This is a genomic window from Streptomyces collinus Tu 365, from assembly GCF_000444875.1.
Classification (GTDB): domain Bacteria; phylum Actinomycetota; class Actinomycetes; order Streptomycetales; family Streptomycetaceae; genus Streptomyces; species Streptomyces collinus_A.
The window spans coordinates 157,107-183,186 of record NC_021985.1 but is presented as its reverse complement, the minus strand read 5'-3'; the positions used below and the strand labels follow the sequence as shown (position 1 = coordinate 183,186).

The 26,080-nt window shown below is 73.0% G+C and carries 26 protein-coding genes and 1 pseudogene; 19 read left to right on the top strand and 8 right to left on the bottom strand.

Features of this window, described 5'->3' with window-relative positions; genetic code table 11:
• The first annotated feature begins 68 nt into the window (after positions 1-68).
• A complete protein-coding gene (locus tag B446_RS00755; RefSeq protein ID WP_043477080.1) occupies positions 69-869 on the top strand; it encodes an ABC transporter permease in 801 nt (266 codons plus the stop codon).
• 625 nt (positions 870-1,494) lie between these two features.
• The gene (locus B446_RS00750; RefSeq protein ID WP_020937479.1) at positions 1,495-2,364 is read left to right on the top strand and encodes a class II glutamine amidotransferase; all 870 of its coding nucleotides are present in this window, start codon (positions 1,495-1,497) and stop codon (positions 2,362-2,364) included.
• 142 nt (positions 2,365-2,506) lie between these two features.
• Here the strand turns inward: B446_RS00750 and B446_RS00745 are convergent, their stop codons facing one another.
• Positions 2,507-2,998, bottom strand: coding sequence for a hemerythrin domain-containing protein (locus B446_RS00745; RefSeq protein WP_020937478.1), 492 nt, complete (start codon positions 2,996-2,998; stop codon positions 2,507-2,509).
• A gap of 564 nt (positions 2,999-3,562) precedes the next feature.
• Here B446_RS00745 and B446_RS00740 point away from each other — a divergent pair.
• Entirely contained in the window at positions 3,563-3,766 is a 204-nt protein-coding gene (locus B446_RS00740; protein WP_020937477.1) for a cold-shock protein, read from the top strand.
• Between the two features lie 468 nt (positions 3,767-4,234).
• On the opposite strand, the gene B446_RS00735 is transcribed toward B446_RS00740, so the two are convergent.
• Positions 4,235-4,594, bottom strand: coding sequence for a hypothetical protein (locus tag B446_RS00735; RefSeq protein ID WP_020937476.1), 360 nt, complete (start codon positions 4,592-4,594; stop codon positions 4,235-4,237).
• A gap of 216 nt (positions 4,595-4,810) precedes the next feature.
• Between B446_RS00735 and B446_RS37945 the strand changes: the two genes are divergently transcribed.
• Both B446_RS37945 and B446_RS40700 read left to right on the top strand, forming a co-directional pair.
• Positions 4,811-5,206, top strand: coding sequence for a DUF5133 domain-containing protein (locus B446_RS37945; protein WP_420010334.1), 396 nt, complete (start codon positions 4,811-4,813; stop codon positions 5,204-5,206).
• A gap of 21 nt (positions 5,207-5,227) precedes the next feature.
• Positions 5,228-5,476, top strand: coding sequence for a DUF6098 family protein (locus B446_RS40700; RefSeq protein WP_272945903.1), 249 nt, complete (start codon positions 5,228-5,230; stop codon positions 5,474-5,476).
• Between the two features lie 229 nt (positions 5,477-5,705).
• On the opposite strand, the gene B446_RS00730 is transcribed toward B446_RS40700, so the two are convergent.
• On the bottom strand, positions 5,706-6,041 hold the full coding sequence (locus B446_RS00730; RefSeq protein WP_043477077.1) for a hypothetical protein: 336 nt from the start codon (positions 6,039-6,041) through the stop codon (positions 5,706-5,708).
• A 314-nt stretch (positions 6,042-6,355) separates the two neighbouring features.
• Between B446_RS00730 and B446_RS00725 the strand changes: the two genes are divergently transcribed.
• Entirely contained in the window at positions 6,356-6,889 is a 534-nt protein-coding gene (locus B446_RS00725) for a 2'-5' RNA ligase family protein (protein ID WP_020937474.1), read from the top strand.
• Positions 6,890-7,261: 372 nt separating this feature from the next.
• Positions 7,262-7,432 (top strand): hypothetical protein, encoded by a 171-nt coding sequence (locus B446_RS39120; protein ID WP_158506727.1) that lies wholly within the window; start codon positions 7,262-7,264, stop codon positions 7,430-7,432.
• 472 nt (positions 7,433-7,904) lie between these two features.
• Here B446_RS39120 and B446_RS39470 read toward each other — a convergent pair whose 3' ends face one another.
• The 4 genes from B446_RS39470 to B446_RS40025 form a co-directional block, all read right to left on the bottom strand.
• Positions 7,905-8,627: a hypothetical protein gene (locus tag B446_RS39470; RefSeq protein ID WP_162473328.1), complete on the bottom strand. Its 723-nt coding sequence runs from the start codon at positions 8,625-8,627 to the stop codon at positions 7,905-7,907.
• A gap of 443 nt (positions 8,628-9,070) precedes the next feature.
• Entirely contained in the window at positions 9,071-9,685 is a 615-nt protein-coding gene (locus B446_RS00715; protein WP_158506725.1) for a LuxR C-terminal-related transcriptional regulator, read from the bottom strand.
• A gap of 112 nt (positions 9,686-9,797) precedes the next feature.
• Positions 9,798-10,166: a hypothetical protein gene (locus B446_RS00710; RefSeq protein WP_020937471.1), complete on the bottom strand. Its 369-nt coding sequence runs from the start codon at positions 10,164-10,166 to the stop codon at positions 9,798-9,800.
• Positions 10,167-10,280: 114 nt separating this feature from the next.
• On the bottom strand, positions 10,281-10,658 hold the full coding sequence (locus B446_RS40025; RefSeq protein ID WP_020937470.1) for an STAS domain-containing protein: 378 nt from the start codon (positions 10,656-10,658) through the stop codon (positions 10,281-10,283).
• Positions 10,659-11,215: 557 nt separating this feature from the next.
• Here B446_RS40025 and B446_RS37935 point away from each other — a divergent pair.
• The 12 genes and pseudogenes from B446_RS37935 to B446_RS00650 all read left to right on the top strand — a co-directional run.
• Positions 11,216-11,755: pseudogene (locus B446_RS37935) on the top strand (PAS domain-containing protein); the annotation flags it as partial.
• Positions 11,756-12,017: 262 nt separating this feature from the next.
• Positions 12,018-15,674 (top strand): SpoIIE family protein phosphatase, encoded by a 3,657-nt coding sequence (locus B446_RS40020; protein WP_237751098.1) that lies wholly within the window; start codon positions 12,018-12,020, stop codon positions 15,672-15,674.
• The gene (locus tag B446_RS00690) at positions 15,674-16,000 is read left to right on the top strand and encodes an STAS domain-containing protein (protein WP_020937469.1); all 327 of its coding nucleotides are present in this window, start codon (positions 15,674-15,676) and stop codon (positions 15,998-16,000) included. The genes B446_RS40020 and B446_RS00690 overlap by 1 nt, the downstream gene beginning before the upstream one ends.
• A 242-nt stretch (positions 16,001-16,242) precedes the next feature.
• Positions 16,243-17,061: a class I SAM-dependent methyltransferase gene (locus B446_RS00685; protein WP_043477071.1), complete on the top strand. Its 819-nt coding sequence runs from the start codon at positions 16,243-16,245 to the stop codon at positions 17,059-17,061.
• 700 nt (positions 17,062-17,761) lie between these two features.
• Entirely contained in the window at positions 17,762-18,166 is a 405-nt protein-coding gene (locus B446_RS00680; RefSeq protein ID WP_020937467.1) for a hypothetical protein, read from the top strand.
• Between the two features lie 212 nt (positions 18,167-18,378).
• Positions 18,379-19,095 (top strand): DUF1345 domain-containing protein, encoded by a 717-nt coding sequence (locus tag B446_RS00675; protein ID WP_043474429.1) that lies wholly within the window; start codon positions 18,379-18,381, stop codon positions 19,093-19,095.
• Positions 19,096-19,368: 273 nt separating this feature from the next.
• A complete protein-coding gene (locus B446_RS00670) occupies positions 19,369-20,322 on the top strand; it encodes a potassium channel family protein (protein ID WP_020937465.1) in 954 nt (317 codons plus the stop codon).
• Between the two features lie 58 nt (positions 20,323-20,380).
• Entirely contained in the window at positions 20,381-21,478 is a 1,098-nt protein-coding gene (locus B446_RS00665) for a winged helix DNA-binding domain-containing protein (protein ID WP_020937464.1), read from the top strand.
• Between the two features lie 152 nt (positions 21,479-21,630).
• Positions 21,631-21,843 (top strand): hypothetical protein, encoded by a 213-nt coding sequence (locus B446_RS00660; protein WP_020937463.1) that lies wholly within the window; start codon positions 21,631-21,633, stop codon positions 21,841-21,843.
• A 250-nt stretch (positions 21,844-22,093) separates the two neighbouring features.
• Positions 22,094-23,890 carry a SpoIIE family protein phosphatase gene (locus B446_RS00655; protein WP_020937462.1) on the top strand — a complete coding sequence of 599 codons (1,797 nt, stop codon included), beginning with the start codon at positions 22,094-22,096 and terminating at the stop codon, positions 23,888-23,890.
• A gap of 285 nt (positions 23,891-24,175) precedes the next feature.
• A complete protein-coding gene (locus B446_RS37910) occupies positions 24,176-24,319 on the top strand; it encodes a hypothetical protein (protein WP_162473327.1) in 144 nt (47 codons plus the stop codon).
• A 69-nt stretch (positions 24,320-24,388) separates the two neighbouring features.
• Positions 24,389-24,880 (top strand): ATP-binding protein, encoded by a 492-nt coding sequence (locus B446_RS00650; RefSeq protein ID WP_020937461.1) that lies wholly within the window; start codon positions 24,389-24,391, stop codon positions 24,878-24,880.
• Positions 24,881-24,975: 95 nt separating this feature from the next.
• Here the strand turns inward: B446_RS00650 and B446_RS00645 are convergent, their stop codons facing one another.
• Entirely contained in the window at positions 24,976-25,908 is a 933-nt protein-coding gene (locus tag B446_RS00645; RefSeq protein ID WP_106960646.1) for an NADP-dependent oxidoreductase, read from the bottom strand.
• Positions 25,909-26,080: the final 172 nt, after the last annotated feature.

Here is a 26,080-nt window from a genome sequence, read left to right as displayed (position 1 = left end):
CTGGGTCTTCCGGAACCTCTGGTCCTTCCGGTGGGTCCGGTCGGGCCGGTCGCGGGTCCGGGTCACTGCTGTCTCATGAACTGCGCGCGGTGCACGCTCTGGTCCATCGTGATCTGCTGCGCATGGCGGCCCAGCCCACCCACACCGCGCTGATGCTGCTCCAGCCGGTGCTCTACCTCTTCGCCCTGGGCGGTGGTCTGGCCGCGCTGATCCCCGACTCCTCGCTCGGCGTCGGTTACCAGGCCTACCTCTTCCCGGGCATGCTGATGATGACGGTGCAGGCACCGGCCATCATCGTCGGTGTCCGCCTGATCACCGACCGGCAGAGCGGCTACCTGCGGGAACTGCTGATGGCCCCGGTCGCGCGGCCCACCCTCCTGATCGGCAGCTGCGCCGGAGGCACCCTGGTCTCCACCGTCCAGGGAACCGTCCTGCTCACCCTGGCCGGCGCCGTCGGTCTGCCCTACGACCCACTCCTGCTGGCGCTGCTCCTGGCCGGCATGATCCTGGCCTCCTTCACCGTCACGGCCCTGTCCCTGCTGCTGGCCGTGAGCATCGACCGGCCCGAGGCCTTCCACATGCTGCTCGGCCTGGTGATGATGCCGCTGCTGTTCCTGTCCGGCGGCTTCTTCCCGTTGCACAACCTGCCCGGATGGGCCCACACCCTGGCCGCCGTCAACCCGCTCGCCTACGGCGTGGACCTGCTGCGCCGCTGCATCGCGCTGCGCGCAGGGCACCAGGCGGCCACCACCGCGGGCATCACATGGTCCGGCTGGCAGCCCCCACTGCTCCTGGAGGGCGCGCTCCTGCTGGCCGGCGGCGCCACCGCGCTGCTCTGGGCCGCCCACCGCTTCAGCCGCCCCGAATAACCCCCCGGACCCGCCCCCACACCCTTTGCCCCCCCGGCATCACACCCGCTTCGCACACCGACCCGCCCACGCCGCCCACCAGGCATGCAGACCTGCCTCGCCCGCCTCGCGCCGACGAGGCGACGTGCCCGCCGGCCGACCACGTCCGCCGCCCGGCCGGGCGGCCCTGCCCGGTGGTCCGCCCGTCCGCAGCCGGGCGCCGCCGTCCTGTGCCCGCCCTGTCGGCGTGGCACATGACAAAATGACCCGGGGGAGGACCGGCCGGCATCCGAGCACGCCTGCGAAAGGGACGCGCCGATGGCGAAGACCCCCAGCGACGCGGGAGAGCCGCAGGCCACGCACGCCCCCCCCGGGCAAACCGCTGGCCTCCTTTTCCCGCCGGATCCGGCATTCCTGCCGGCGGCCGGCCCTCCGCCGGCAGGAATGCCGGATCCGGCGGAGGGCCGGCCGCCGGCGTCGAAGCTGGACCGTTCCGCCGGTCCCGGGCCGGTCCTGGCAGCTTCAGCCCCTGGTCGCGGTATCTCTGCCGGGTAGAAGGGGCGGCCACGGTGTCGTATCCGGATCGGTCCTGGCGGGTTCATCTCCTGGTCTCGGGGGCACTTTCGGCACACACCCTGGAGGAATCATGTGCCGCCTTTTCGGTCTCAGCAGTGCCCCGCTGCGCACTCATGCCACGTTCTGGCTGCTGGACGCCCCCGACAGCCTGAGCCGGCAAAGCCACCGTGACCCCGACGGCACGGGCCTGGGATATTTCGCCGCCGACGGCACCCCGCGGGTGGACAAGGCCCCTGTCGCCGCCTACCGGGACCGGGCTTTCGCCGAGGAGGCCCGTCAGGAGGAGTCGCAGACGTTTGTCGCCCATGTCCGTTTCGCCTCCACTGGCAGTCTGGAGATGCGCAACACCCATCCCTTCGAGCAGGACGGGCGGCTCTTCGCTCATAACGGGGTCATCGAGGGTCTGGACCGGCTCGATGACCACCTGGGCGGGGACCGGTCACTGGTGCGGGGGGACACCGACTCCGAGAGGTTCTTCGCGCTGATCACCCGCGAGATACGCCGGCACGGCGGCGACGTCGGCGCGGGCATCCGTGAGGCCGCCGGCTGGATCGCCGCGAACCTGCCCCTCTACGCCCTGAACCTGATCCTCATCACTCCCGGGGATCTGTGGGCGCTGCGTTACCCGGACACCCACGAGTTGTACGTCCTTCAGCGGCAGGCCGGGGGAGAGCACGGCAGCCGGCACCTGGACCACAGCGGCAGCCACGGCCGTATGCGCGTCCACTCCTCCCACCTGGCCGACCATCCCGCCGTGGTCGTCGCCAGCGAACGCATGGACGACAACCCTCACTGGCGGCCGCTGGAACCCGGCGAACTCCTCCACGCCGACCCCCATCTCCACCTCACCCGCGAGACCGTGCTCCCCGACGCTCCCGCCCACCAGCTCACACTGGAGGACCTGCATCCCGCCGCGGCCGCCTCCCAGAAGGCCGCCTAGCCGCAATCGACGCAACCGGCACGCGCCCCCACCCCCTCCCGCCGGGCGCTCACTGGCCCCCTGGGGGACGAAGGGGGCGCCCGAACCGGGCCGGGCTACGCCGGGACGGGCTGAGACAGCCCGTCCCGGCAGGGGCTGGGGGTCAGGAGCCCACGATGCGGCGTACGTTGTCGACCGAGCCGCAGTCGCTCTTCAGCTGCCGCTCGCGTTCTTCCCAGAACGCCGTGCCCAGTTCCTCGCGCCGTTGCATCGCCACGTTCTCCCGCGCGCCGTTGAGGATGGTGCGTTCTTCCTCGTCGGCGTGGTGGGTGACGGCTTCCACCAGTTCCTCCAGTTTGGAGTCCCACTCCTCGGAGCCGACCTCGTCCACCTCGAGCAGGTCGAGCAGGGCCTGGTTGCCCTCGTCGTGTTCGTGCTCGCCGTGCTCGACCTCATCGTCGTCGATGTTCTTGTACCGCTTCAGGGCGGGATAGACCTTGGCCTCCTCGGCCTGCGCGTGCGCGATCAGCAGGTCCGCGAACTCCTTCAGCGCACCGGCCCGGTCGGCCTCGACGCTGCGCATCAGGCGGAACAGGTCCTCCATCCGGCGGTGGTCCTGGAGGATGAGCTCGACGACGTCCCTGGTTTCGGCCATGACGGGGCACCACTTTCGTGCGAACGGTTGAGAGCTCTTACCTGCTACCCCCGCCACCGGCGTTGATGACTTCGACTCACCGGAACCGGTGAGTGGGGAGCCCCCCGGGCCGGTCTTGCCCTCCCTCGCCACTGCCGAGGGGCGGCGGACTTCGCCGCTGCGCGGGACCGGCGGGGTGCTGTACCGGGTGCGGACGGGGGAGCGGCGCAGCGCGGTGCAGACGCGTGACAGGTGTCCATGGCGCGTCCATGTTCACAAAACGTTTTGATCCGGCCGGATCAATATCTGTACCCGCGGGCTCAGATTTCAACGGGACATGCGGACAGATTGTCTGCCCCAGTATGTGGAGTGGATTTCTTCACCACGCGCAGGCCGCTGCGGCGTGCTACTGTCGATCTCAGTTGCAGTTGTGGTTCCCGAAACTTCAGGTGCTCTCCGGACGGTCACGTGCCGCTGGAAGGCACTTTTGTATATCCGGTTTTTTTCCGGGCGGGGTGATCATCGCGGCGACACGGTGTCCGCGAGGTGCGGACGCCGAGGCACTGCCCCCGAAGGAGAAATGACATGGCTGCTGGCACCGTGAAGTGGTTCAACGCGGAAAAGGGCTTCGGCTTCATCGAGCAGGACGGTGGTGGCGCTGACGTGTTCGCCCACTACTCGAACATTGCCGCCCAGGGCTTCCGTGAGCTGATCGAGGGCCAGAAGGTGACCTTCGACATCGCGCAGGGCCAGAAGGGCCTGACGGCCGAGAACATCGTTCTCGCCTGACGCTCACGCGCACTGTGTAGCTGGGGCCCGCATCCTTCGGGGTGCGGGCCCCAGCTACGCGCGTTTCCGCCGGTGGTCTCACCTGTGGACAGCGATCAGGAGATTCGTAGGCTCACTGCATAGGCGGAAGGCCCCGAACCTTGCGTCCGTGCGTCCGCATCGCGTCACTCATTTCAGCGCCCGCGCCCGCGCGGATTTTCCGCCGGGCAGATAGGCGCTGTCGCGTTTTACCGGCCCGTTCTTGCAATTACTCGTGCTGCTCATCGCTGTGGAAATTTTTTGAGATGTGCCGCATCGAGGAAGTTCCGTTGCGCGGGGGGGTGTGAGCTGGGCAGGGGGGCCGGGCCGGTCCGGTCCGGTCCGGCCCTGCCCGGCCCTGCCCGGCCCGGTCCGGCTCGGTCCGGTCCGGTCCGGGGTCGGCCCGGGCCGGCCGGTCCGGGGTTGTGCTGGGTGTCGGGTCGGGGTGGGTCAGTGGTCGAAGTAGCTGAAGTCGCCTACGGTCCAGGCGCTGACGTCGTCGATCGCGACGCGGTACATTCCGCCCGTCTCCGGGATCCCTACCGGGCCCTGCAGGATCCGGGCGAGGTGGAAGTGCAGGTGTGTGGGCGGTCCGGCCTGCCTGGCGGGGTGGTCGAAGACGGCGGAGAAATCGCTCAGTTGGGCGGAGTCGGTCAGTACCTCCCTCACCCGTTGCCTCCACATGGCTTCAGGGGCCAGCCGGCCGGTGATGACGGCACCACCGGTGACCACGGTCAGGGACATCTGACTGCTCTGCCCGGACTCCACAAGGGCGGCGATGTCAATGATCAGCTCGTCAGGCTTCGGCATGGGACCGGATTTTATGCCCTGTGTCAGGGCGGCGGGGCGGTGGCCTGGGACGAGGACGCCGAGCCGGCCCGCCCAGACCGGGCCTTGCCGCGGGCCGACCGGGAAGGACACTCGTGTGCATGCCCGGTGTCCGGCGGTGGAACGCCCGTTCCCGGATCGGCTCGCCGGTGATGCGAAACCGGCGGCCCCCCCGGGGGGGGGGAGCGTTGTCCGAACGTGCGCAGCACGCCGAAGACTCAGGGCCCCGGGGTGCGTCGGGGGATGGGTGCCGTCGCCTGCACGCTGTGCGTGGCCCCCGGTACCCGCGACGTCGGCGCCGCCCTGGCCGCCGGCCGCCGCCGGCTGACCGGCGCCCGCCCGCAGGGGTATTTCCTGCTCGCCGCCCCGGGTGCGCCCCCGCGCCGGGGGGACCGGCCGCCTTGGTTCCTCTGGCTGCGCTGGCGGCGGTCGTCGGCTCGGAGGAACGGGCCCGGCTGGTCATCCGGTGCCGGGGCCTGGTGTGTGCGGCAGGTCGCCGGGTCCGGTCCGCGGCCTGCCCGTAGCACAGACGGCCTTGACCGGGATCCGGCTGCCCGGGGGCTCTCGGCCGGTTCGCCGGCCGTCGAAGCCTGAGCGTGCGGGCGAGGCGCACATATCCGGGTCGGCCGCCGCCTGTACGACTGCTGCGGTCCGCCCCGGCTCGAGGGCCCGCGGACGAGGCCGTGGCTGCTGCACGGCCGGGAGGCGGCCGCGGTCCCGACAGCGAACCCCTCGTGCCCCTCGTGGCGGACGGTCGAACCCGTGGGCTGGGTCAGTGACCGGGTCACCACCGGGGCGTGTGCCCTCATCGCCGAGCAGCCCGGCCCCCGGGGAACCCTCGCCCGCGACACCACGCCCCGGTGACAAAGAAACATCCCGGGACACTCGCTGCCACGGCCACGGCCACGGCCACGGCCGCTGCCGCTGTCGCTGTCCGTCCGGTGTCCGGCGCCCGCTGCCCGTACCCGTCCCGCCCGACGGCTGGCGTCCGCCGTCCGCCCGGTGTCGGCGCCCGATACATGCCCCCGCCCGGTACCCACCGCCCGCCTGATGCCGGGCACCCGTCTTTGTGCGGTGCCCGTGCCCGCGGGGGCTATTCCGGGTGGGTCACGGCGTCCTTTTGCAGTTGTACCGCCGCGAGCAGGCTCAGCCGCGGCTCCGCCTGGCGCAGGGCCTTGACGGCGGCTACGGAGGTGATGTCGCCGCTGAAGCCGGCCTCGGCCAGCCGGTCGCGGACCCAGCGGGCCCGCAGCCGGGTCTCGCTCGCCGCGGCGGTGGACTCAACCAGCGCGGCGGCGCGCTCGAGGCCGGGACGCTCCTGCGGTGAGGCCTCGGCCAGCGCCTGACGCAACTGTGCCGCGATCACGTCCGCGTCCCGCAGGGCCAGCACGACATCGCTCTTCCTGCCCAGGTGCCTGATTGCTGTCATGAAGATCAGACTGACCGCCATGCCCGGTGTCCGCCAAGCGACTTGAGCCAACTCAGAGCATCCCCAGCCGGCCGCCCGCACCGGTCTGCCGGCCGCCCACGCCCACCCGCCTGCCGTCCGGCGAACCCCACCGGCCTGGCCGCCCGCCCCCCATACCGGCCTGCTGCCCGGCCCCCCGGTACCGGCCTGCCGGCCGCCCACGCCCACCGGCCTGCTGCCCGGCCCCCCATACCGGCCTGCTGTCCGGCCCCCCGGTACCGGCTTGCTGTCCGGCTTTCCGGTTGGTGTATCCGGAGCGCCGGTAGGCTGCGGCGGTGCGCACGGTCGAGCTCCTGTTGGACGAGACGGCGGAAACGGCGGTCCGGCAGGCCTGGCGGCGGCTCGCGGATGCGGGTCTGCCCAGCCAGGCCCGGCATCCCTCGCCGACCAACAGCCCGCATCTCACCCTGGCCGCCTGCCCCGAGCTGACCGCACCCATCCGCTGGGAACTCGCCGGGGCGGCCGCCGTCCTGCCGCTGCCGGTGCGCTTCACCGGCCTGGTCCGTTTCGAGCGGCCCACCTCGGTCCTGGCCTGGGCACTGGACCTCGACAGTGCGCTGGCCGGCCTGCACCGCCGGGTGTGGGAGGCGGTCGCCTCGGACAGCCCGCCCGAGACCCTCAACCCCTTCCACCACCCCACGCGCTGGAGCCCGCACATCACCCTCGGCCGCACCCGCCGCCCCGGCGCCTTCACCGACCGGCAGATCCCCGGTCTCCTGCCCGCCCCACCCCTGTCCGCCCGCCTCATCACCCTGCGCAGCTACGACACCGACACCGGCGCCCTGGAGATCCTCACCCCCCGCCCCTGACCCACCCGGAACCCCACGGCGTCGTCGAGCCGGTCACACCGCCATGTCTTTCTCGCGCCCCCGCGTGCAGCGGCCCTACCGGCGGCCCCCGGCAGGCGACGCAAAATCGTGCGGCCGCGGTACGCCCCCGGAGCGGCACACCCTGGCCGCACGCGAACAGCGCGAGGACGGCCGGCGCCTGGTCGTACGACAGCCGGGCCGGAGTGCGGCTCCGCGGCTCCACACCGGTCTCGGTCGTCGAGCGGGACGGCGACGAGACGCCCCGCCACACCGCACGCCGCTCCCCACCGGCACGACTCCGCGGGCCGCGGCGCACCACCGGCATGCTGCGCGGCGGGCGTCCACGGCGGAATGCGGCAGGGGGCGGCCACCGTGTGGTCCTCGGCCCTGGGGGGAACGTCCTGCGCCAGGCCGGTACGGGCCGAGGAGACGCTGGACCTGGACCTGGACCTGGACCTGGGCCTGGTCCGGATCGGCGGGGGCCGCTCCGAACTCCCCGTTCTGCGTGATCGAGTCCTGAATATTTCCGCCGGCCGCCTGTAGTCATTTCTGACCACAAGCGCAGACGCCTGAATATATTTCGGGTTCGACTTGATTTGACGACGCTGTAACACGAGGGGAGCATGAGTACTGCCCCGCTTCGTGTGTCGTGCTGGCTTTGAGGGCCAACCGGGCGGGATCCAAGTGCGGCGAGCAGTCTCCTCCTCTGAACAGGTCGCCCGTCCCATGCGTGGAGTGACCTTTTGCAGCTGCCCGCGACGGAAAAATGGAAGCTCACGTAAAAAGGTTTCTGACGGTCGGCCCTGCGCCCGACCGGTCTCCGCTTTTCATCATTCCGGCGCATGAATCCCTGAATGCGACAGTAGACACAATTGTGTTGGGAGAGAGGAGCAGGCTCGTGGGGAAACGCCAGAAGCAGCAGATTGCGACCGCGATAGCGTCGGCGGCCATGGTGGGAGGAATTCTCGCCATCGGCACCCCTGCCTCGGCGGCGCCCGCACCGACGGGCACAGTCTCAGCAACTCAAGGGCACGTCGGCAACGGTACACAGGCACACCGCCTGCTCCCGGACAAGCCGTGCAAGCACAACTGCAACAAGAAGCCCAAGCAGGGGGGCAACACCCAGGGCGGGACGCAGGGTGGTGGCGGCGGTAACACCCAGGGCGGGACGCAGGGTGGTGGCGGCGGTAACACCCAGGGCGGGACGCAGGGTGGTGGCGGCGGTAACACCCAGGGCGGGACGCAGGGTGGCGGCGGCGGTAACACCCAAGGTGGGACGCAGGGTGGCGGCGGCGGTAACACCCAAGGTGGTACGCAGGGTGGCGGCGGCGGTAACACCCAGGGCGGGACGCAGGGTGGCGGTACCGGCAACACTCAGGGCGGCACCCAGGGTGGCGGTACCGGCAACACCCAAGGTGGTACGCAGGGTGGCGGTACGGGCAACACTCAGGGCGGCACCCAGGGTGGCGGTACCGGCAACACCCAAGGTGGTACGCAGGGTGGCGGTACCGGCAACACCCAAGGTGGTACGCAGGGTGGCGGTACCGGCAACACCCAGGGCGGCACCCAGGGTGGCGGTACCGGTAACACCCAGGGCGGGACGCAGGGTGGTGGTACCGGCAATACCCAGGGCGGCACCCAGGGTGGCGGTACCGGCAACACCCAAGGTGGTACGCAGGGTGGCGGTACCGGCAACACCCAGGGCGGCACCCAGGGTGGCGGCACCGGCAACACGCAAGGCGGTACCCAGGGCTGAGCGTTGAAGGGTCTCCACAGGCGTCGGCGCCTCGCGGGGGGTCACACTTTCGCGGGGCGCCGATCACCCGTCGCTTTCGGAGTGATGCGAATTGGCCGGAGCAGCCGTGCGAAGCGTCCTCCTCGCAGTCGCCGGCGCCGTGTGCCTCGCCGGCGCATGGGACGCATCGGCGACCGAGGGAACCGTCCCGGCCGGAGCGAATTCAGTGCTCCGGTGCTACGCGACGTCGAGCAATCCCCAATCTCCTGTCTGCTACCGCCTTTCGGCGAAAGCGGAGTTCCGGCACGGGCAGATGGTCTACGTCCCCCTGCTGATCCAGGTCCCCGCGCCGGCGCATCCGGCGTCCGTCGTCATCGTCACCAGCCTGAACGACATCCATCCGGACGCGGTACCGACGGCCCCGTGATCATTCCAGGAAATTTTCATCATTCCAGGAGATCATCCTCGATGATCCCGTTCTCCAGAGCGAATCGGGTGAGTTCCGCCCTACGGCGGGAACCGCTCTTTCTCCGCAGCCGCTCCAGATGCGTGTGAACCGTGTTTTCGGCGATGTTCAACTTCGCGGCGATCTCACGATCCGTTGCGCCGTCGGCGACGAACTGCAGGATCTGTCTCTCCCGGCCGGTGATGTGCGGAGGGGGCGCCGGGATGCTGCGCCCGGCCAGACTCGCACCGAAATAGTCGCTTCCCGAGGCGACGGCGCGGACGGCGGAGACGAGCTCGCAGGCATCGGTCTGCCGACTCAAGTAGCCGCGGGCACCGGCCTTGATGCACAGGACGGCATCGGATGGTGCGCCCGATGCGGAGAGCACGATGACGGCGTGTCCCTGCCGGTACAGCCGAGCCACCTCGCGGGAGGTCACCTGATCGCGGGACTGCAGGTTGATCAGGAGAATCACCTCGACGTCGGCCGTTTCGAGGGCGACCTCGTCGACGCACGAGGCGAGCGTCGTGATCCTCATGTCCGGTTGCGCCTCGAGGGCCTGGGTGAGACCGAGCTGGAGCAGCGGCCAGTCGCAGATGACGGCCAGATGGGTCACGGACGGGCTCATCACACGCTCCAGCGTAGGCGAGGCCAGGCCATCGGCCATGTGACAGGGCGGGACCACGGTCGGCGACGGGGGCCGCCCGCTCCCACAGCCGCCGACCACGTCACGCCCGGCCGCCCGAGGCCGCCCGCAGCCGCCTCCGCCACACGCCCGCACCGCCGCCGGCTGCCTCCCGGACGACGGCTACCGCGACGGCGGCGTCCGGGCCGCGATCGGCCCACTGGAGCAGGAGCAGGAGCAGGGCGGGCAGGGCGGGCAGGGCGGGCAGGGCGGGCAGGGCGGGCAGGGCGGACGGGGGGCCGGCAGGGCGGACGGGGGGCCGTGGGGGCTGTGGGGGCCGCCCCGGCAGCGCGCCGGCTGTACTCCGCCCCTTCGTGGGTGACAGCAGGCCGTCGGTGGCTGTCGGGGGCCGGCGGTAGTTGATCAGGAAAAGGGGCTTTTGGGCGCAGTGGAGACCGGCGTCTTCACGCACCTCGGGGTCCTGGTGGTCCGCGCGAATGCCCGGGGCGGCCTTTTTACGGCAGATGTCTGCGGGGGTGTCGTGTCGTCCTCGGCCGGCGGCGGGTATCGCCGCGGACGGGGGGCGTCAGTCGTTGCTCAGGGCCTCGACCGCGTCCTGGACGCTGGGGTGGAAGGGGAGGACCTGGTCCAGTCCCGTCATGCGGAAGAGCTGGGCGAGGGCCGGGCTCGGTGCCGCCACGCAGAAAGAGGAGCCGGTGGCCCGGGCGCGGTCGTGGGCGGTGAGGATCGTGGTGATGCCGGTGGAGTCGCAGTAGTACAGCCGGGACAGGTCCGCGACGATGCCGGGAGCGGGGCCGGGGCCGGGGCTGTGCAGCAGGTCCTCCACGGCACGGCCGAGACGGGCACCGGTGTGGTGGTCCAGCTCTCCGGCCAGGCGCAGGACCACGGGGCCGGCCGGGGAGGGGTGCACGCTGATGGCCAGCGTGCCCTCTGTGTCGTTCACCAGGACTCCTGTGTGCTCGGCCACGACGGGCCGGGGGGTGTTCTTGTCCGGCGGTCGTTCGCCGCGGGTCTTTTGCTGCCCGCCAGGATTATCCGCCGCGGGCGCGAGTGCCCGCCTGGGGAAAGCCGGAACTTCCTCTGGTCGGCCGGGCGTTCGAGGGCTCCGGAAGAATGCCGGCCGGAGCCGGGAAACCGTCGACCGTGCGAGGGGCGGACGGGAGCGGGACGGGGCGGGACGGGGACCGGGCATCAGGTGGCATTCCGGGGGCAGGCAGGGCATAGGCACGCCGTTGTGAGACGCGTGCGTGTGGCAGATGTCGGGGATGTCCACCAGGGTGGGCGGGGTACGAAAGGGACGGGTGTCTGGTGGAGCGTGCACAGCAGCCGGGGCGCCGACCGCAGCCTGAGGAGGCGGCCGGTGACGTGTTCACCGCCGACCGGGAGGTGGGCCGTGACCTGGCCCGGGTGGACTGGGCGGCCACACCGCTCGGCCCGCCGCGGCAGTGGCCCCAGAGCCTGCAGACGGCCGTCAGCATCCTGCTGTCCTCCCGCTTTCCCATGTGGATGGCCTGGGGCGAGGAGCTGACCTTCTTCTGCAACGCCGCCTACCGGCGCGACACCCTGGGACGGAAGTACCCGTGGGCGCTGGGACGGCCCGCCAACGAGGTGTGGGCGGAGATCTGGAACGACATCGGCCCCCGCATCCAGACCGTGCTGCGTACGGGGCAGGCCACCTGGGACGAGGGACTGCTGCTGTTCCTGGAACGCTCCGGCTACAGCGAGGAGACGTACCACACCTTCTCCTACAGTCCGCTGCGCGACGACACCGGCACGGTCGTCGGCATGCTGTGCGTGGTCAGCGAGGACACCGACCGGGTGATCGGCGAGCGGCGCATGGCCACGCTGCGCGACCTGGGCTCGGACCCGAGCGTGATCCGCACCGAGCAGGAGGTGCTGGCCTTCGCCGACCGGCAGCTGGCCCGCAACCGCAAGGACCTGCCCTTCACCCTGACCTACCTGTTCGACGAGGACACCGCCCGGCTGGCCGGGGCGACCGGTATCGGCACCGGCCACCCGGCCACACCAGCCACCCTCCCAGCCACCCTCCCAGCCGCCCCGGCCACCCTCCCGTCCCAGACGCCCGGCACCCCCGGCGCGCCCGACACCCCCGACGCGCCCGACGCCCCCGGCGCGCCCGCCCGTGATACCCCCGGCGCGCCCGGCACCCCCGGCAGCCCCGGCGCGCCTGACACCCGCGGCGCGCTCACCGCCTCCCGATACGCCCGGTGCCCCCGCCGCGCCCGATACGCCCGGCAGCCACAACGCGCCCGGCGCCCTCGGCGCCCCCGGTACTCCCGGCGTGCCGGACACCCCCGATGCCGCCGATGCCGCCGGTGCCGGGACGGTGTGGCCCGTCGCGGCCCTGGCCGCCGGCGAGGCGGTGCTGGTGCCGCTGGCCGGGGACGTGTTCGCCGGCCTGCCCGCCGGTGACTGGCCCGAACCCCCCGTGCAGGCTCTCGTGGTCCCGCTCCTGCAGCAGGGCAGTGCCCCTTACGGGTTCTTCGTGGCGGCGCTCAACCGGTACCGCGTGCTGGACGAGGGCTACCGGGGCTTCGTCGAGCTGACCGCGGGGCACATCGCCTCAGGGATCGGCAGTGCCCGCAGCTACGAGGCGCAGCAGCGGCGCGCGGAGGAACTCGCCGAACTCGACCGGGCCAAGACCGCGTTCTTCTCCAACATCAGCCACGAGTTCCGCACCCCGCTGAGCCTGATCATGGGTCCGGCCGAGGAACTGCGCACCCGTCTGGCCGGTGCGGAGGAGCCCGTACGGCGCGAAGTTGAGGTCATCGTGCGCAACGGGCTGCGGCTGGGCAAGCTGGTCAACACGCTGCTGGACTTCTCCCGGATCGAGGCCGGCCGGATGCAGGCCTGCTTCGAGCCGGTCGATCTGGCCGCCGCCACGGCGGAGCTGGCCAGTGTCTTCCGCTCGGCGATGGACCGCGCCCACCTCGTGTTCGAGGTGGACTGCCCGCCCCTGGACGAACCGGTGTACGTCGATCGCGGCATGTGGGAGAAGGTGGTCCTCAACCTGCTGAGCAACGCGCTGAAGTTCACCTTCGACGGATCGGTGCGTATCGCGGTGCGCCGGGCGGGCGGCCATGCGGTGGTCACCGTCGCCGACACCGGGATCGGTGTGCCGCAGGCGGAGATGCCGCGGCTGTTCGAGCGTTTCCACCGCATCGAGTACGCCCGCGCCCGCTCCAACGAGGGCAGCGGTATCGGGCTGGCCCTGGTGCGCGAACTCGTCGGCCTGCACGGCGGCACGATCGGCGCGCACAGCACCGAGGGCGAGGGCACCACCTTCACCATCCGGCTGGCGTTCGGGACCGCGCACCTGCCCGCCGACTGCGTGATGCCCGCCGGCCGCGGCACCGCCGGCTCGGCCGGCGCCGACCCCTACGTCCAGGAGGCCCTGCGCTGGCTGCCGGGCAACACCCCCACCCCACCCGCCACCCCGCCCGGCACCGCACCCGCCACCCCGTCCGGCGCCGCACCCGCCGGTGCGCTGCCGGGCAACACCCCCGCCCCGCCCGGCACCCCGCCCGGCACCGCACCCGCCACCTCGCCCACCGTCGCCCCGTCCGCCACCGCACCCGCCGGTGCGGGCCCGGGGGCCACGGTGGGGGACACGCCCGCGCCTGCGGGACCGCCGGGGCCTGCGGGGTCTGCGGGGCCTGTGGGACCGCCGGGGCCTGCGGGCACGGCCCGGGTGCTGGTCGCCGACGACAACGCCGACATGCGCGAGTACCTCACCCGCCTGCTGACCGGCGCCGGGTACGAGGTCACCGCCGCCCGGGACGGCGTCGAAGCGCTCGACTCCGCCCGCCGTGAGATCCCCGACCTCGTCGTCAGCGACGTGATGATGCCCCGCCTGGACGGGCTGGCGCTGCTGTCCCGGCTGCGCGGTGACACCCGCACGGCCTCGGTGCCGGTGCTGCTGCTGTCGGCCCGGGCCGGGCAGGAGGCGTCGATCGAGGGACTGCAGGCCGGCGCCGACGACTACCTCGTCAAACCGTTCGCCGCCGCCGAACTGCTGGCCCGGGTACGCGCCAGCGTCCACCTCGCCCGCCTGCGCACCCACCACGTGCGCTGGCGCACCGCGCTGATCGACTCCCTGCAGGAGGCGTTCTTCGTCTGCGACGAGTCCGGCGCCGTCGTGGAGATCAACACCGCCTTCACCGACATCCTCGGCTACGGCCCCGAGGACCTGCCCTACGCACCCGTCCAGCCCTGGTGGCCGGACGCCGCCACCGACCCCGAGGCCCACCACCAGGTCGGCGACGCCTTCGCCGACCTCCTGCACAACCCCCAGGGCTCCTACACCGTCCCGGTCCGCCACCGCGACGGCCACCGCCTGTGGGTCACCGTCACCTACAACAAGGCCCGCGACCCCGACACCGGACGCCAGGTCACCGTCGGCACCTTCCGGGACGTCACCGCCGAGCACTACGCCGTCCAGCGCGATGCGGCCCTGGCCGCCCTGAGCACCTCGCTGTCCACGGCCGCCAGCCTGCCCGAAGCCCTCGCCGGCGCGCTGGAGAGGCTCAAATCCCTCTGGCGTGCGCGCAGCGTGGTCGCCGCCCTCTTCACCCGCGCCGACGCACCCCTGCTCACCGCCACCGACCCGGGCCTGCACTGGCAGGATCTGCCCGCCCGGCACCAGGAACTGCTCACCCGGCTGCGCGGGCGGCCCACCCTGACCCCCCTCGCCGACGACACCGGCGCCGGCGTCCTGCTGGACCATCCCGACGGCCCGCTCGCCTGCTGGATCGACCTGGGCGAACACCGGCCCTTCACCGCCGAGGACCAACTGCTGCTCTCCCTGCTCGCCGGGCACCTCGCCCAGGGCCTGGTCCGCGCCCACCAGATCGACCAGCAGCGCGAGACCGCCCTCGCCCTGCAACGCGCCATCCTGGGACCGGCCCAGCTCCCCGACGGCTTCGCCGTGCGCTACGAGCCCGCCACCCGCCCGCTGGAGGTGGGCGGCGACTGGTACGACACCGTCGCCCTCGCGGACGGACGCATCGGCATCGTCGTCGGCGACTGCGTCGGCCGGGGCCTTCAGGCGGCCAGCGTCATGGGGCAACTGCGCAGCGCCTGCCGCGCCCTGATGCTGCAGGACCCCAGCCCCGCCCGCACGCTGATGGCCCTGGACCAGTTCGCCGCGAGCGTGCCCGGCGCCCTGTGCACCACCGTCTTCTGCGGTGTCCTCGACCCCGGCACCGGCGAGCTGACCTACTCCAGCGCCGGCCACCCGCCCGGCATCCTCGCCCACCCCGACGGCACCACCCGCCTGCTGGAAGAAGGACGTTCGCTGCCGCTGGCCGTACGGCCGGGCAGAGACCGCCCGCAGACCTCGTGCACCCTGCCCGCCCGGGCCACCCTGCTGCTGTACACCGACGGGCTCGTCGAACGACGCCGCCGCCCGCTCAGCGACGGCATCGACCAGGCCGGGGCCGCCGTGCAGGACGGCCGTGACGTGCCCGTCGACGACCTCGCCACCCGCATCATGGCCCGGCTCGCACCGGACGGCGGCTACGACGACGACGTGGCCCTGCTGCTCTACCGCCACCCGGCCCCGCTGCAGGTGTCCTTCCCCGCCGAGTCCGCCCAGCTCGCACCCGTGCGCAAGGCCCTGCGCAGCTGGCTCGCCCAGTGCGAACTGCCCCCGCGCGATGTGCAGAACGTCCTCGTCGCCGCGGGCGAGGCGTGCGCCAACGCCATCGAGCACGGCCACCGCCACGCCCCCGGCCAGGCCGTGCGGCTGCGGGCCGAAGCCCTGGTCGACCACCTGCGCCTGACGGTCGCCGACAGCGGCCTGTGGAAGGCCCCCCAGCCCGAGCGCAACACCCACCGCGGCCGGGGGATCACCCTGATGCGGGCCATGATGGAGCAGGTCACCATCACACCCGGCCCGTCCGGCACCACCGTCGACATGCAGATGAGGATCTCCTGATGACCACCCCGCTCACCCTCACCTCCGGCCGCCGCCCGGACGGCACCGTGTGCCTGACGGTCGCCGGTGAGATCGACATGAGCAACGCCGGCTCCCTCGCCGAGGCCCTCGACGCACACGCGGGCCCCGTCGTGGTGGACCTGACCGGGGTGGAATATCTCGACAGCGCGGGTCTGAGCGTGCTCTTCGCCCACGCCGACCGGCTTCAGCTCCTCGTCACCCCCCTGCTGGAGCCCGTCCTGACCGTCTCGGGTCTCACCGACCTCGCCACCGTGCACGCCCTGGGCCCCGACCACCGGCCCTCGCCCCCCAGACCGTGCCCCTGAGCAGCCCTGGGCGGCGCGGCAGGAGCCGCCGGCCTGCCCGGCTGACACCACGTCACGCCGCCTAGGCTGGCGCGATGACCCAGGAGCAGAAGCCAGAACCGGAGCAAGCGCCGGAGCAAGCGCCGGAGCCGGAGCAAGCGCCCGAGCCAGAACCGGAGCAAGCGCCGGAGCCAGAACCGGAGCCGGCGCCAGAGCGGGTGCGGGAGCGGGTGCGGGAGCGGGTGGGGGTGCAGCCGTCGGGCGTGTGGGCCACGGCGGTCGGGGTGGCCCGGGTGCGGGCACTGGAGACCGAGCGGGCGGACCCGCTCTTCCGTGACCCGCTGGCCCGGGCCTTCGCCGCCGCGGGCGGCCTGTGGCCCTCCTCGCCCCCACCGCCCCAGGGCGACGAGGCCGCACGCCGCCGCCGGCTGGCCGTGGCTTTCTCCATCGTCATCCGCACCAAGTACCTCGACGACCTGCTGCACCAGGCATGCGCGTCGGGGATCCGCCAGGTCGTGCTGCTCGGCGCCGGCATGGACAGCCGCGCCTTCCGCATCGACTGGCCCGAGGACACCCGCCTGTTCGAGGTCGACACCGCCCAACCCCTGGACTTCAAGGACCAGGTGCTGCGCCAGGAACAGGCCGTCCCGCGCTGCCGCCGGATCCCCGTCGCGGTGGACCTGCGCGAGGACTGGCCGCAGGCGCTGGCCGCCGCGGGGCACGACCCGGCCACACCGACCGTGTGGATCGCCGAAGGACTGCTGATCTACCTGCCCAGGGACGCGGTGGACCTGCTGCTGTCCCGGATCGGCGCACGGTCGGCGCCCGGCAGCCGGATGGGGCTCACCCTGGGCTCACGCGGCGTCATCGAGCGCTTCGGCGCGGACGCCGCTCCGGGGTCGGCGGCGTCCCTGTGGGTCTCGGAGATGCCCGACGACCCGGTGGGCTGGCTGGCCGGCCACGGCTGGGACGCCGAAACCCACACCCTGCGCGAACGCGCCGCCGCCTACGGCCGCCCGGCCGGCACCCCGCCGAGCCACGAGGAAGGCCCCGGCGGACTGGTCTCGGCGGTCCGCCGGTAGCACGCCTTCCCTCCCACGCCCCCCCCGAACTCCGCACGGCTCCGCACGGCTCAGCCGGGCGGTACAGCGGCCGGTCTCGGCGTGCAGCCGGTCGCGGATCACGGCCACGTCCCGCCGCATCCGGGCCGCACGGAAGACGGTGCCCGGCGTCCCGCCCTCGCCGACGGGGTAGACGACGCCCCGGTGCCGCAGCCCGGGCCGCGCCCCCGCCGCCCGCGCCCCCGCCGCTGGGGCGGCACCCGCCGTCAGCCCGCCCGCGGCCACCCCCGCGGGCGGCCATCCCGGCGAGGAACCGGGCCCGGGTGAGCCCCCGCCCCCTGTGCACCCACTCATCAGGCTTCTGCATACGGCCCACCCTGCCCCGGGCCGCCCGGGCAGGGCCGCCCGGGCAGGGCCGTCCGCCGACGGTCTACGGCACAGGGCCGCCGGTCTACGCCCCGGCGGCCGAAAGGTGGCCGCCGGGGCGGCGAAAGGAGGGGACCGCTCGCGCAGCCGGACGCCGGTGACACCGGGGGAGAGGCGCGACCCGGGCGACGCCGTCCTGCACACGGTGGGACCACGGTTGGCCCAACAAGATGCTGATATGGGTGTGTCTGTTCTGCTTGCCGGTGTGCCCGGCGCACCATGAGCAAGGCGCCCGCATCCGGGCCGCCAAGCCTCCCCACGCAGTGCACAGTTCGTCACAGAAAGCAGGTCAGCCATGCGCGCCGGACGCCGCTTCAGTCCGCTTCCCCGCTACAGAGGTGTGTGGGCCGCCGGCCTCACGGCCCTGCCGGCTCTCTTCGCCCTGAGCGCGGTCACTCCCGCCGCGGCGGCCGTTCCGGCTCATCACCAGCAGGCCCAGCCGCATCCCCGCTACGTGCAGGTGTCCAACACCCAGACGTGCAACCCCGACGGCCTGTGCACCATCACCGCCACCTGCCCCTCCGGCACGGTGGTCACGGGCGGCGGCGTCTCGGAGACCCCCCTGATCAGCAGCGGCGTGTACCTCATGGAGACCGAGCCGACCAGCAGCCGCACCTGGCGGGGCACCCTGCGCAACGCCAGCCAGTTCCCCGTCCAGGTCACCGTCACCGCCGTCTGCGCCCGCATCCCCGGCGTCTGACCCGGCCCCTTCCGCTCCGCCCGAAGTCCGCGCCGAGGAACCAACCGGCGCGGACTTCGCGCTGCCCCCTTCCCCGGCCGCCGGGTTGCCACAGCCGCAGGCACGGGCCGCAGACTTCGGGGTACCTGCTGGACGTGCTGCGGCGCCACCGTGCGGGTGCACGAGGCGCCGTGGCACGGTTCGTGCGGGGAACGACCGGAAGGCCGGGTGGCATGGCACGTACGCGGACACAAGCGAGCACCCGGCATCCCCGGCACGAGCGCAGGGGAGAGGCACGGCTGCCGGCGGTGGTCGCGACCCTCGCCGCGATCGCCCTGTACCTGCTGCTGCCGCAGCGGCTCCTGATCGCTCCCCGGTACGTGCTGCCCGCCCTGGAGTGCCTGCTGCTCATCCCGCTCATCGCGATCAACCCCAAACGGCTGACCCGGCAGACGAAGACGTTCCGCGTGCTGTCGCTGACACTCGTCGGCGTCATCGCCATCAGCAACCTCGTCGCGCTGGCCATCCTGATCCACGAACTGGTGTACGCCGGGGTGAAGGACGGCCGCTCCCTGCTGGTGGCCGCACTGCAGGTGTGGCTCACCAACATCATCGTCTTCGGGCTGGCCTACTGGGAACTGGACCGGGGCGGCCCGGTCAGCCGCACCCAGGCACCCCGCTCCGCCCTGCCCCTGGCCGACTTCCGTTTCTCCCAGGACGAGAACGACGACGCCGTCCAGGAAGTCGCCGACGGAGCCAGCGCCACCTCGGACTGGGTCCCCACCCTGGTGGACTACCTGTACGTGTCCACCACCAACTCCACCGCCTTCAGCCCGACCGACACCATGCCCCTGTCCACCCGCGCCAAAGCCATGATGAGCATCCAGAGCATCGCCGCCCTGCTGACCTCGCTCCTGGTGATCGCGCGGGCCGTCAGCATCCTGCACTGACCCCCCGGGGGGCGTTCCGGACCGTCGCGCCACCGGCCGCACACACCCACCGGCCGCACACACACGACCGCACACGCAGACGACCGCACGGCGCACATGCACCGCACACTCCACGTCCCCCGCCCGGCCCCGCCCGGCCTCGCCCGCGCCCGGCCCCGGTCCGGCGCCGCAGCGCCGTCTTTCCGTGTTGCTGCCCGGGGCCCGGCGAGGACACTGAAGACAAAAGGGCGAGGGTCAGGAGGTGCTGTGTGGCCGCCACGCACAGGCCGGCGAGTGCTCCTGGCGGCGTTCGCCCTCCTGGCGCTGCTCGCAGCCGGCGTCGGCGGGTACACGCTGTTCGGGTTCTCGCTGCCCGACGCCGTCTACATGACGGTGATGACGCTGACCACGGAAGGCTTCTCCGGCGCCGACCGGCTCACCGAGGCCGGCAAGCTCTTCACCGCCGCGCTGGCGGTGGTGGGGGTCGCCCTCTTCGTCGCGGTCCTGGGGCTGATCGGCACGGCCCTGGTGGAGGGACGGTTCGGGCCCGCGGGAAGGAAACGGCGCATGCAGCACCGCATCGACACGCTGCGCGACCACTTCATCGTCTGCGCCTACGGGCGCGTCGGCCAGGCCGTGGCCCGCGAGTTCGAGGCCGAGGGCGTCCCCTTCGTCGTCATCGAGAACAAAACCGCCCTGGAAGAGCAGCTGCAACGTGAGCGTGCGCCCTACCTGATCGGCAACGCCGCCTCCGAACAGGTGCTGCGCCGCGCGGGCATCGCACACGCCCGCGGCCTGGTCTGCGCGGTCGACTCGGACGCCGAGAACGTCTACATCACCCTGATCGCCCACTCCCTCAACCCCTCGCTCGCCATCGTCTCGCGCGCCTCGGAGGCGGCCTCGGCCGAACGCCTCACCCACGCCGGCGCGAGCAGCGTGGTCTCCCCCTACATCACCAGCGGCCGGCGGATGGCCCTGCTGGCGGTCCGCCCGCACGTGGTGGACTTCCTGGAGTTCACCCGGGCCGGCAGCTCCGACGTCCGGATCGAGGAGATCCGCTTCGACACCGGCTCCCGCCTGGTGGGCCGGCCCCTGCGACAGGCCTGCGGGGGAGCGCTGCCCCTGCTGATCCGCCGCGCCGACGGCACCCTGGAACCCAACCCCGACCCCGACACCGCCGTACAGGCCGGCGACACCATGATCGTGTTCGGCGACCCCGGAGCCCTGCGCCCCATCGAGGACGACTAGCCCCACCGCCCCCCTTCCCCACCCGCAAGGAGGATCGCGCCGGACGAGGAAAACCCTGATGCCCGAGTACGACCGTGTCCGCCTGCGACGGGCCTGCGCCCAGGCCCTGGCCGGCGGGGTGCGGGAGGCCACGGCCGAGGCGGTCGTCCGCCGGGTCTGCGCCCTGCAGGCCCAGGACGCCATGGCCGCCGACCTGGGCATCCGGGCCAGGGGAGCGGACATCACCGCCCCCGCCGTCCGCGCGGCGTACGAGGACGAGCGCAGCATCGTCCGCGGCTGGTACCTGCGCGGCACCCTGCACACCGTCTGCAGTGAGGACGCCCGCCCGCTCCTGGCCCTGCTCGCCCCCCGGATCCTTGCCGCGACCGGCCGCCGCTACCACCAGCTCGGCCTGCACGAGGAGCTGCGCCGGCGCGCCGACCACCTCATCCGGCAGGTCCTTTCCACGCACGGCCCCCTCACCCGGGCCGAGCTGACCGGCCACCTCACCCCTCTCGGCATCCCACCCGATGGACAGGCGCCCTTCCACCTGATCCGCCACGCCGCACTCACCGGCGTCCTGTGCCACGGCCCCCGCCGCGCCGGTGAGGCCACCTATGTCCTGCTCGACGACTGGCTGCCCCGAGGCGGCGGCCGACGGGAGGCGGACGGGGACGCGGCTCTTGCCGAGCTGGCCCGCCGCTACCTGGCCGCACACGCGCCGGCCGGCCCGCAGGACTTCGCCGTCTGGTCCGGGCTGCCGCTCTCCTGGGCCCGCCGGGCCTGGAACACGCTGGCCCGGGCCGCCGCGATCACCGCGGACGGCGACCTCACCACGCTCGCCGCACGGGCGGGAAAACGGGAGTACCCGCCCGACGCTCCCGGCGCTCCCGGCGCTCCGGACGTGCGGATGCTCCCCGCCTTGGACAACTACCTGCTCGGCTACCGCAGTCGCGAAGCCTGCGTCCCGGCGGCGCACGAGGCCGACGTCTGGCCGGGAGGCGGAGTCATCCGGCCCACGGTCGTCGCCGACGGCCTGGTGGTGGCCACCTGGGCGCGCCGCGACGCGGGCCGCTCGATCACGGTACGGGCGTTCGCACCGCTGCCGCCCGGGACCCGGGCCGCAGTGGACGCGGAGACCGAAGACGTGAGCCGCTTTTGCCGCCGGTCCGCTTGAGAGCCCCCGCCCGGCTCCCGGCCCAGGTTCAGGCACGCCCATGGCGTGTGCGCTGCGGGAGAGGACCGAACGGTCTCTCAGCACTCGCCGAGTCCGGCCGGCTGCGATGAGACTGAACCGTCACCCCACGCCGAATCAGGGAGCCAGCCGCGATGATCGTCAAGAAGCTGCACGAATCCGGCATCCGAGCCGAGCACGCCTACGCCGCCGCATTCGTCTCCATCGGCCTGAGCGTCATCTCCTGGGCCGCCTCCCTCCAAGTGGAGAAGAAGGGCGAGGAGCGTGCCGACCGGTGGGGCATCTTCGTCGGGGAATGGGCCCCCACGTTCTTCGGCCTCGGCCTGGCCCTGTCCACCTACGAATAGCCAAGGGCGCCTGCTCGCACGCCTGCTCGGGTGCGCCGGACACGCCCACCCCACCCTGCCTCCTGCCCCGAACCGTGCCGATGGCGTACGGAAACCGTGCGACTGGGCACCGCCCGGCGGGCCTCGCCGGACCCGAACGCGGTCCGGGGAACACCTCCCGGCCGTGCGGTAGGTGCCTGATCGGTCTCGGGGTATCTGTCTACGCTGTCAGGTGTTCCGCGGCACGACGGCAGGGAAGGTCTCGTAGGCAGTGGCGGGCGAAAAGGACGCGGTTCGCACCAGGAGGCTGGCCGCACTGGCACGCACCGGTCTGTCGGCGTCGGCGGACGCGGGCATGGACCGCTTCGCGCGGCTGGTCGCGAACGTGCTGGACGTGCCGGTGGCGCTGGTGGCGCTCGCCGAGGACGGCCGGCAGGTCTTCCCCGGCATGGCCGGGGCCGGCCGGCCGTGGTCGGTGTCCCGGCAGGCCGCACTGGCCGACTCCCTGTGCGCGCTGGTGGTCGGCTCCGGCGCCCCGCTGGTGGTGAGCGACGCCCGCACCGACCCGCGCACGCGCAGCGGGCCGGTGGTCACCCACCTGCGCGCGGCCGGCTACGCGGGCATGCCGCTGACCGACCCCCACGGCACCGTCCTGGGCGCGCTGTGCGCGGTCGACACCCGGCCCCGCCGGTGGAGCGAGCGGGAGGTGCAGGCGCTCGAGGACCTGGCCGCCGCGTGCACGGCGGAACTGCGGCTGCGGATCGTCTCCCGGCAGGCCGAGGAGGCCCGCGCCGAGACCGCCGCGCTGCTGGCACGCTCCGAACTGGTGCTGCGGGCCTCGGAGGTCCTGGCCGACACCGCCGGGGTGGAGGAGGTCCGCACCCAGGTCGGTGAGCTGATCACCAGCGATCTCAAACCGGTCTACGTCGGCTTCAGCCTCGAACCCGCGCCCCGTCCCGGCCGGGCCCGCGGACCGGCGCGTGCCCACCCGCAGGCGCCGCAGGTCGACCCGGACGACGGCGCCTGGCCCACGGCCCGCGCCGTGCGGGACAAACGCCTGGTGGAGGTGCACGGCGTCGACGAGGTCCGCGCCGCCTACGGCCGGCACGCGGCCGCCCGCTGGGAGAGCCTCGGCTTCGCCTCCATGGTGTGCCTGCCGCTGGCCGGCACCCACCGCACGCTCGGCGCGCTGGCCCTGGCCTGGGACACCGAACACCGGCCCGACGTGGCCGAACGCGCCGTCCTGTACGCCGTCAGCGGCTACGCCGCGCAGGCACTGGAGCGGGCCCAGTTCCTCGACGACCGCATCGACGTGGCCCGCCGGCTGCAGGAGGCCATGCTCACCGACCTGCCCGCCGTCGACGGCCTGGCCACGGCCGCCCTGTACCGTCCCGCGGCCGCGCAGGACATGGTCGGCGGCGACTGGTACGACGCCTACCCCCTCGACCGCGCTCCGTGCCCCGGCGGCGAAACCGCGACGCTGGCGGTGACGATCGGCGACATCACCGGCCACGACATGCGCGCCGCGACCCTGATGGGACAGGCCCGCAGCATGCTCCGCCAAGCCGACCACGACCACCCCGACGGCGGCCCCGCAACCGCCGTACAGGCCCTGGAGAGCGCCAACACCGCACTGGGCCTGGACCTGTCGGGCACCCTCGTCCACGCCCATCTCGCCCCTGCCGCCGACGGCTGGACCCTGACCTGGACCAACGCCGGCCACCCCGCCCCCCTGCTCGCCCGGCCCGGCACCTCCTGCGAGCACCTCGACGACCACGACCTGCTGCTCCACCCCAGCCTGCACGGCCGCCACCGCACCCAGCGGCGCCTGCACCTGCCCGTCGGCGCCACCCTCCTGCTCTACACCGACGGGCTCGTCGAACGCCCCGGCCAGGACATCGACACCGGCATCCAGCGCGCCTGCGCCCTCCTGCACGAGGGCGAGGACTGGCCGCTGGAGGAACTCCTGGAGACGATCGCCGACCGCGTCGCGGGCGACGCGCCCGGCGACGACATCGCCCTCCTCGCCCTGCGCGTCACCCACCCGCCCCACCCCGATCCGGCGTGATCCGGCGTGAAGCGGCCACCCCGCGCCTCCCGCCACCGCACCGCCACAGCACCGCCACCGCTGCGGCGACGGCGGCCACGGCAGACGGCACCGGCCCACACCATCGGCGCCTCGGCGCCCCGCAGCGGGTCACGCGCCGGGGCGGACGGCGGGTAGGGTGCTCGCGTCACGCCGGGAGGCGTGTGGGGTGCCGGGAAGTCTGGTCGGCGTATCCGACCGTCATGCCCGAAAGGCCACCCCGTGCCGCCTCAGCGTCCTGCCTCGAACGATCTGATCGAGGAAGCCTTGCGTCGTTTCGATCTCTACGCCCGCATGCGGGCCGGCCGGGACAGCCTCCTGCGGACTCAGCGCAGTTCGCCACAGGACGAGGACAAGGCCTTCCAGGAGCTGGAGGCCGTCATGGCCCGGCTCCGTGAGGAGCAGCGCTGACAAACATCCCCGGACATGAACCACGGCTTCGCGGGTACACGCGCCGGGATGCTGCGACGAGGGGGGCGAATGACGCTCGTAAGACAACCGGACCCGGCGCCGGCGGACGGCGCGGAGCTGGGCAGGCCGGTGCTCAAGACCGGTGCGGCCCTGGTCGGGGACGGTACGGACATCGCCCGGGCCCGTCATCTGGCGGCCGCGTTCCTCACCCGGGTCCAGGCCGAACACGGCCTGCCCGTCTCCCAGCGCGCCATGGACCTCACCCAGCTGGTGGTCAGCGAGCTGGTGACCAACGCCCGCAAGTACGCCCCCGGACCGGTGCTGCTGGACCTGGCAATCACCGGTGACACGGTCGAGGTCGCGGTGTGGGACGCCTGTCCGGTGCTGCCGGTGGCCCGGGCCGCGGACGCCGGCCGGGTCGGCCAGCACGGCCTGGAGATCGTGATGGCCGTCGCGCGCGGCTTCGAAGCGCGACGCGAGTCGCTCGGCAAACGCATCACCGTCCGCATCGCCCTCGCGGACGACCCCGGCGGCGCCGTCAGCGGGCGCCGCCCCCTGTAGAGCATCCGGCCGCGCTTTCACGAACGGACGCCGGCCGCCCGCGTACCGGACCGGGAAGCCGAGGCCTGCCCACGCCCGCCCCCACGCCCGCCCGGTCAGAAGGACTTCTCCTGGGGCCGGAGCACGATCTTGCCGTGGGTGTGCTGTCGTTCCAGCTCGCGGAAGGCATCGCGCACCTGTTCCAGCGGGTAGGTGCGGGCGATCGGCACCTCCAGCTGTCCGCGCGAGGCGAGCCGGGCCAGCTCGCCGAGCACGACCGCGCTCGCCGCCGCTCCTTCGCCGTAGGTCCGGGCGCCGACCTCGGCCGCCGCCTGCCAGTCGGAGATCGTGTTGATCCGTTCGGGCCGCACGCCCAGCTCCACCGCCAGGGCCACGTAGCCGTCGCCGAAGGTGTCGATGAACGCGTCGACCCTGCCGCCGCAGGCCTCACGGATCCGCCCGGCCACGCCCGGCCCGTACGCGACGGGGAGCACGCCGTGCTCCTTCAGCCAGGCGTGGTTGCGTTCGCTCGCCAGCCCGATCACCGTGGCACCGTGCCGCCGGGCGAGCTGCACGGCGAGCGACCCCACCCCGCCCGCCGCCCCGGAGACGACGACGGTGTCGCCCGGGCCCGGGTCCGCCGCGAACACGGTGGCGTAGGCGGTCGTGCCGGCCACGTACAGCGCCCCGGCCACGTCCCAGTCCAGGCCCGCCGGACGGAAGACCAGATGCACGTCGTCGACCACGACGAACTGCGCATGGCTGGCCCGCCGGTGGGTGAAGCCCACCACCTCGTCGCCCACCGCGAAGCCCCGCACGTGCGGGCCGCTCTCCACGACGACACCGGCGAGATCGCTGCCCTGCCCGGAGGGAAACACCGCCGGCCAGCGATCGTGCAGCGCGCCCGTGCGGATGTGCGCCTCGCCCGGCTGGATCCCGGCCGCGCGGACCTCGACCAGCACCTGCCCGGGACCGGGCACCGGCCGCTCCACCTCCTCCACCCGCAGGACCTCGATCCCGCCGTACTCGTGAAACCGCACCGCCCGCATCACGTCGCTCACCGCATCCCCCTCGTCCTTGACCAGACCCGGCACAGGCCGCACGCCCGAAGACGCCGACCTGCCACCGCGTTTCAAAGACCGGGCGCGGCAGCCGTATTCCCCCCGCGCCACGACCGACGGCGAACCGTGCGGCCCGGCTCATGCCGGGAGCCGCAGAGGC

Coding starts and splice junctions, on each gene's coding strand:
- B446_RS00730 (WP_043477077.1), bottom strand. CDS start 6,041: ATGACAGCAATCAGGCACCTGGGCAGGAAGAGCGATGTCGTGCTGGCC.
- B446_RS00660 (WP_020937463.1), top strand. CDS start 21,631: ATGATCGTCAAGAAGCTGCACGAATCCGGCATCCGAGCCGAGCACGCC.
- B446_RS00645 (WP_106960646.1), bottom strand. CDS start 25,908: ATGCGGGCGGTGCGGTTTCACGAGTACGGCGGGATCGAGGTCCTGCGG.
- B446_RS00690 (WP_020937469.1), top strand. CDS start 15,674: ATGACCACCCCGCTCACCCTCACCTCCGGCCGCCGCCCGGACGGCACC.
- B446_RS00750 (WP_020937479.1), top strand. CDS start 1,495: ATGTGCCGCCTTTTCGGTCTCAGCAGTGCCCCGCTGCGCACTCATGCC.
- B446_RS00675 (WP_043474429.1), top strand. CDS start 18,379: ATGGCACGTACGCGGACACAAGCGAGCACCCGGCATCCCCGGCACGAG.
- B446_RS00650 (WP_020937461.1), top strand. CDS start 24,389: ATGACGCTCGTAAGACAACCGGACCCGGCGCCGGCGGACGGCGCGGAG.
- B446_RS00745 (WP_020937478.1), bottom strand. CDS start 2,998: ATGGCCGAAACCAGGGACGTCGTCGAGCTCATCCTCCAGGACCACCGC.
- B446_RS00735 (WP_020937476.1), bottom strand. CDS start 4,594: ATGCCGAAGCCTGACGAGCTGATCATTGACATCGCCGCCCTTGTGGAG.
- B446_RS00665 (WP_020937464.1), top strand. CDS start 20,381: ATGCCCGAGTACGACCGTGTCCGCCTGCGACGGGCCTGCGCCCAGGCC.
- B446_RS00740 (WP_020937477.1), top strand. CDS start 3,563: ATGGCTGCTGGCACCGTGAAGTGGTTCAACGCGGAAAAGGGCTTCGGC.
- B446_RS00680 (WP_020937467.1), top strand. CDS start 17,762: ATGCGCGCCGGACGCCGCTTCAGTCCGCTTCCCCGCTACAGAGGTGTG.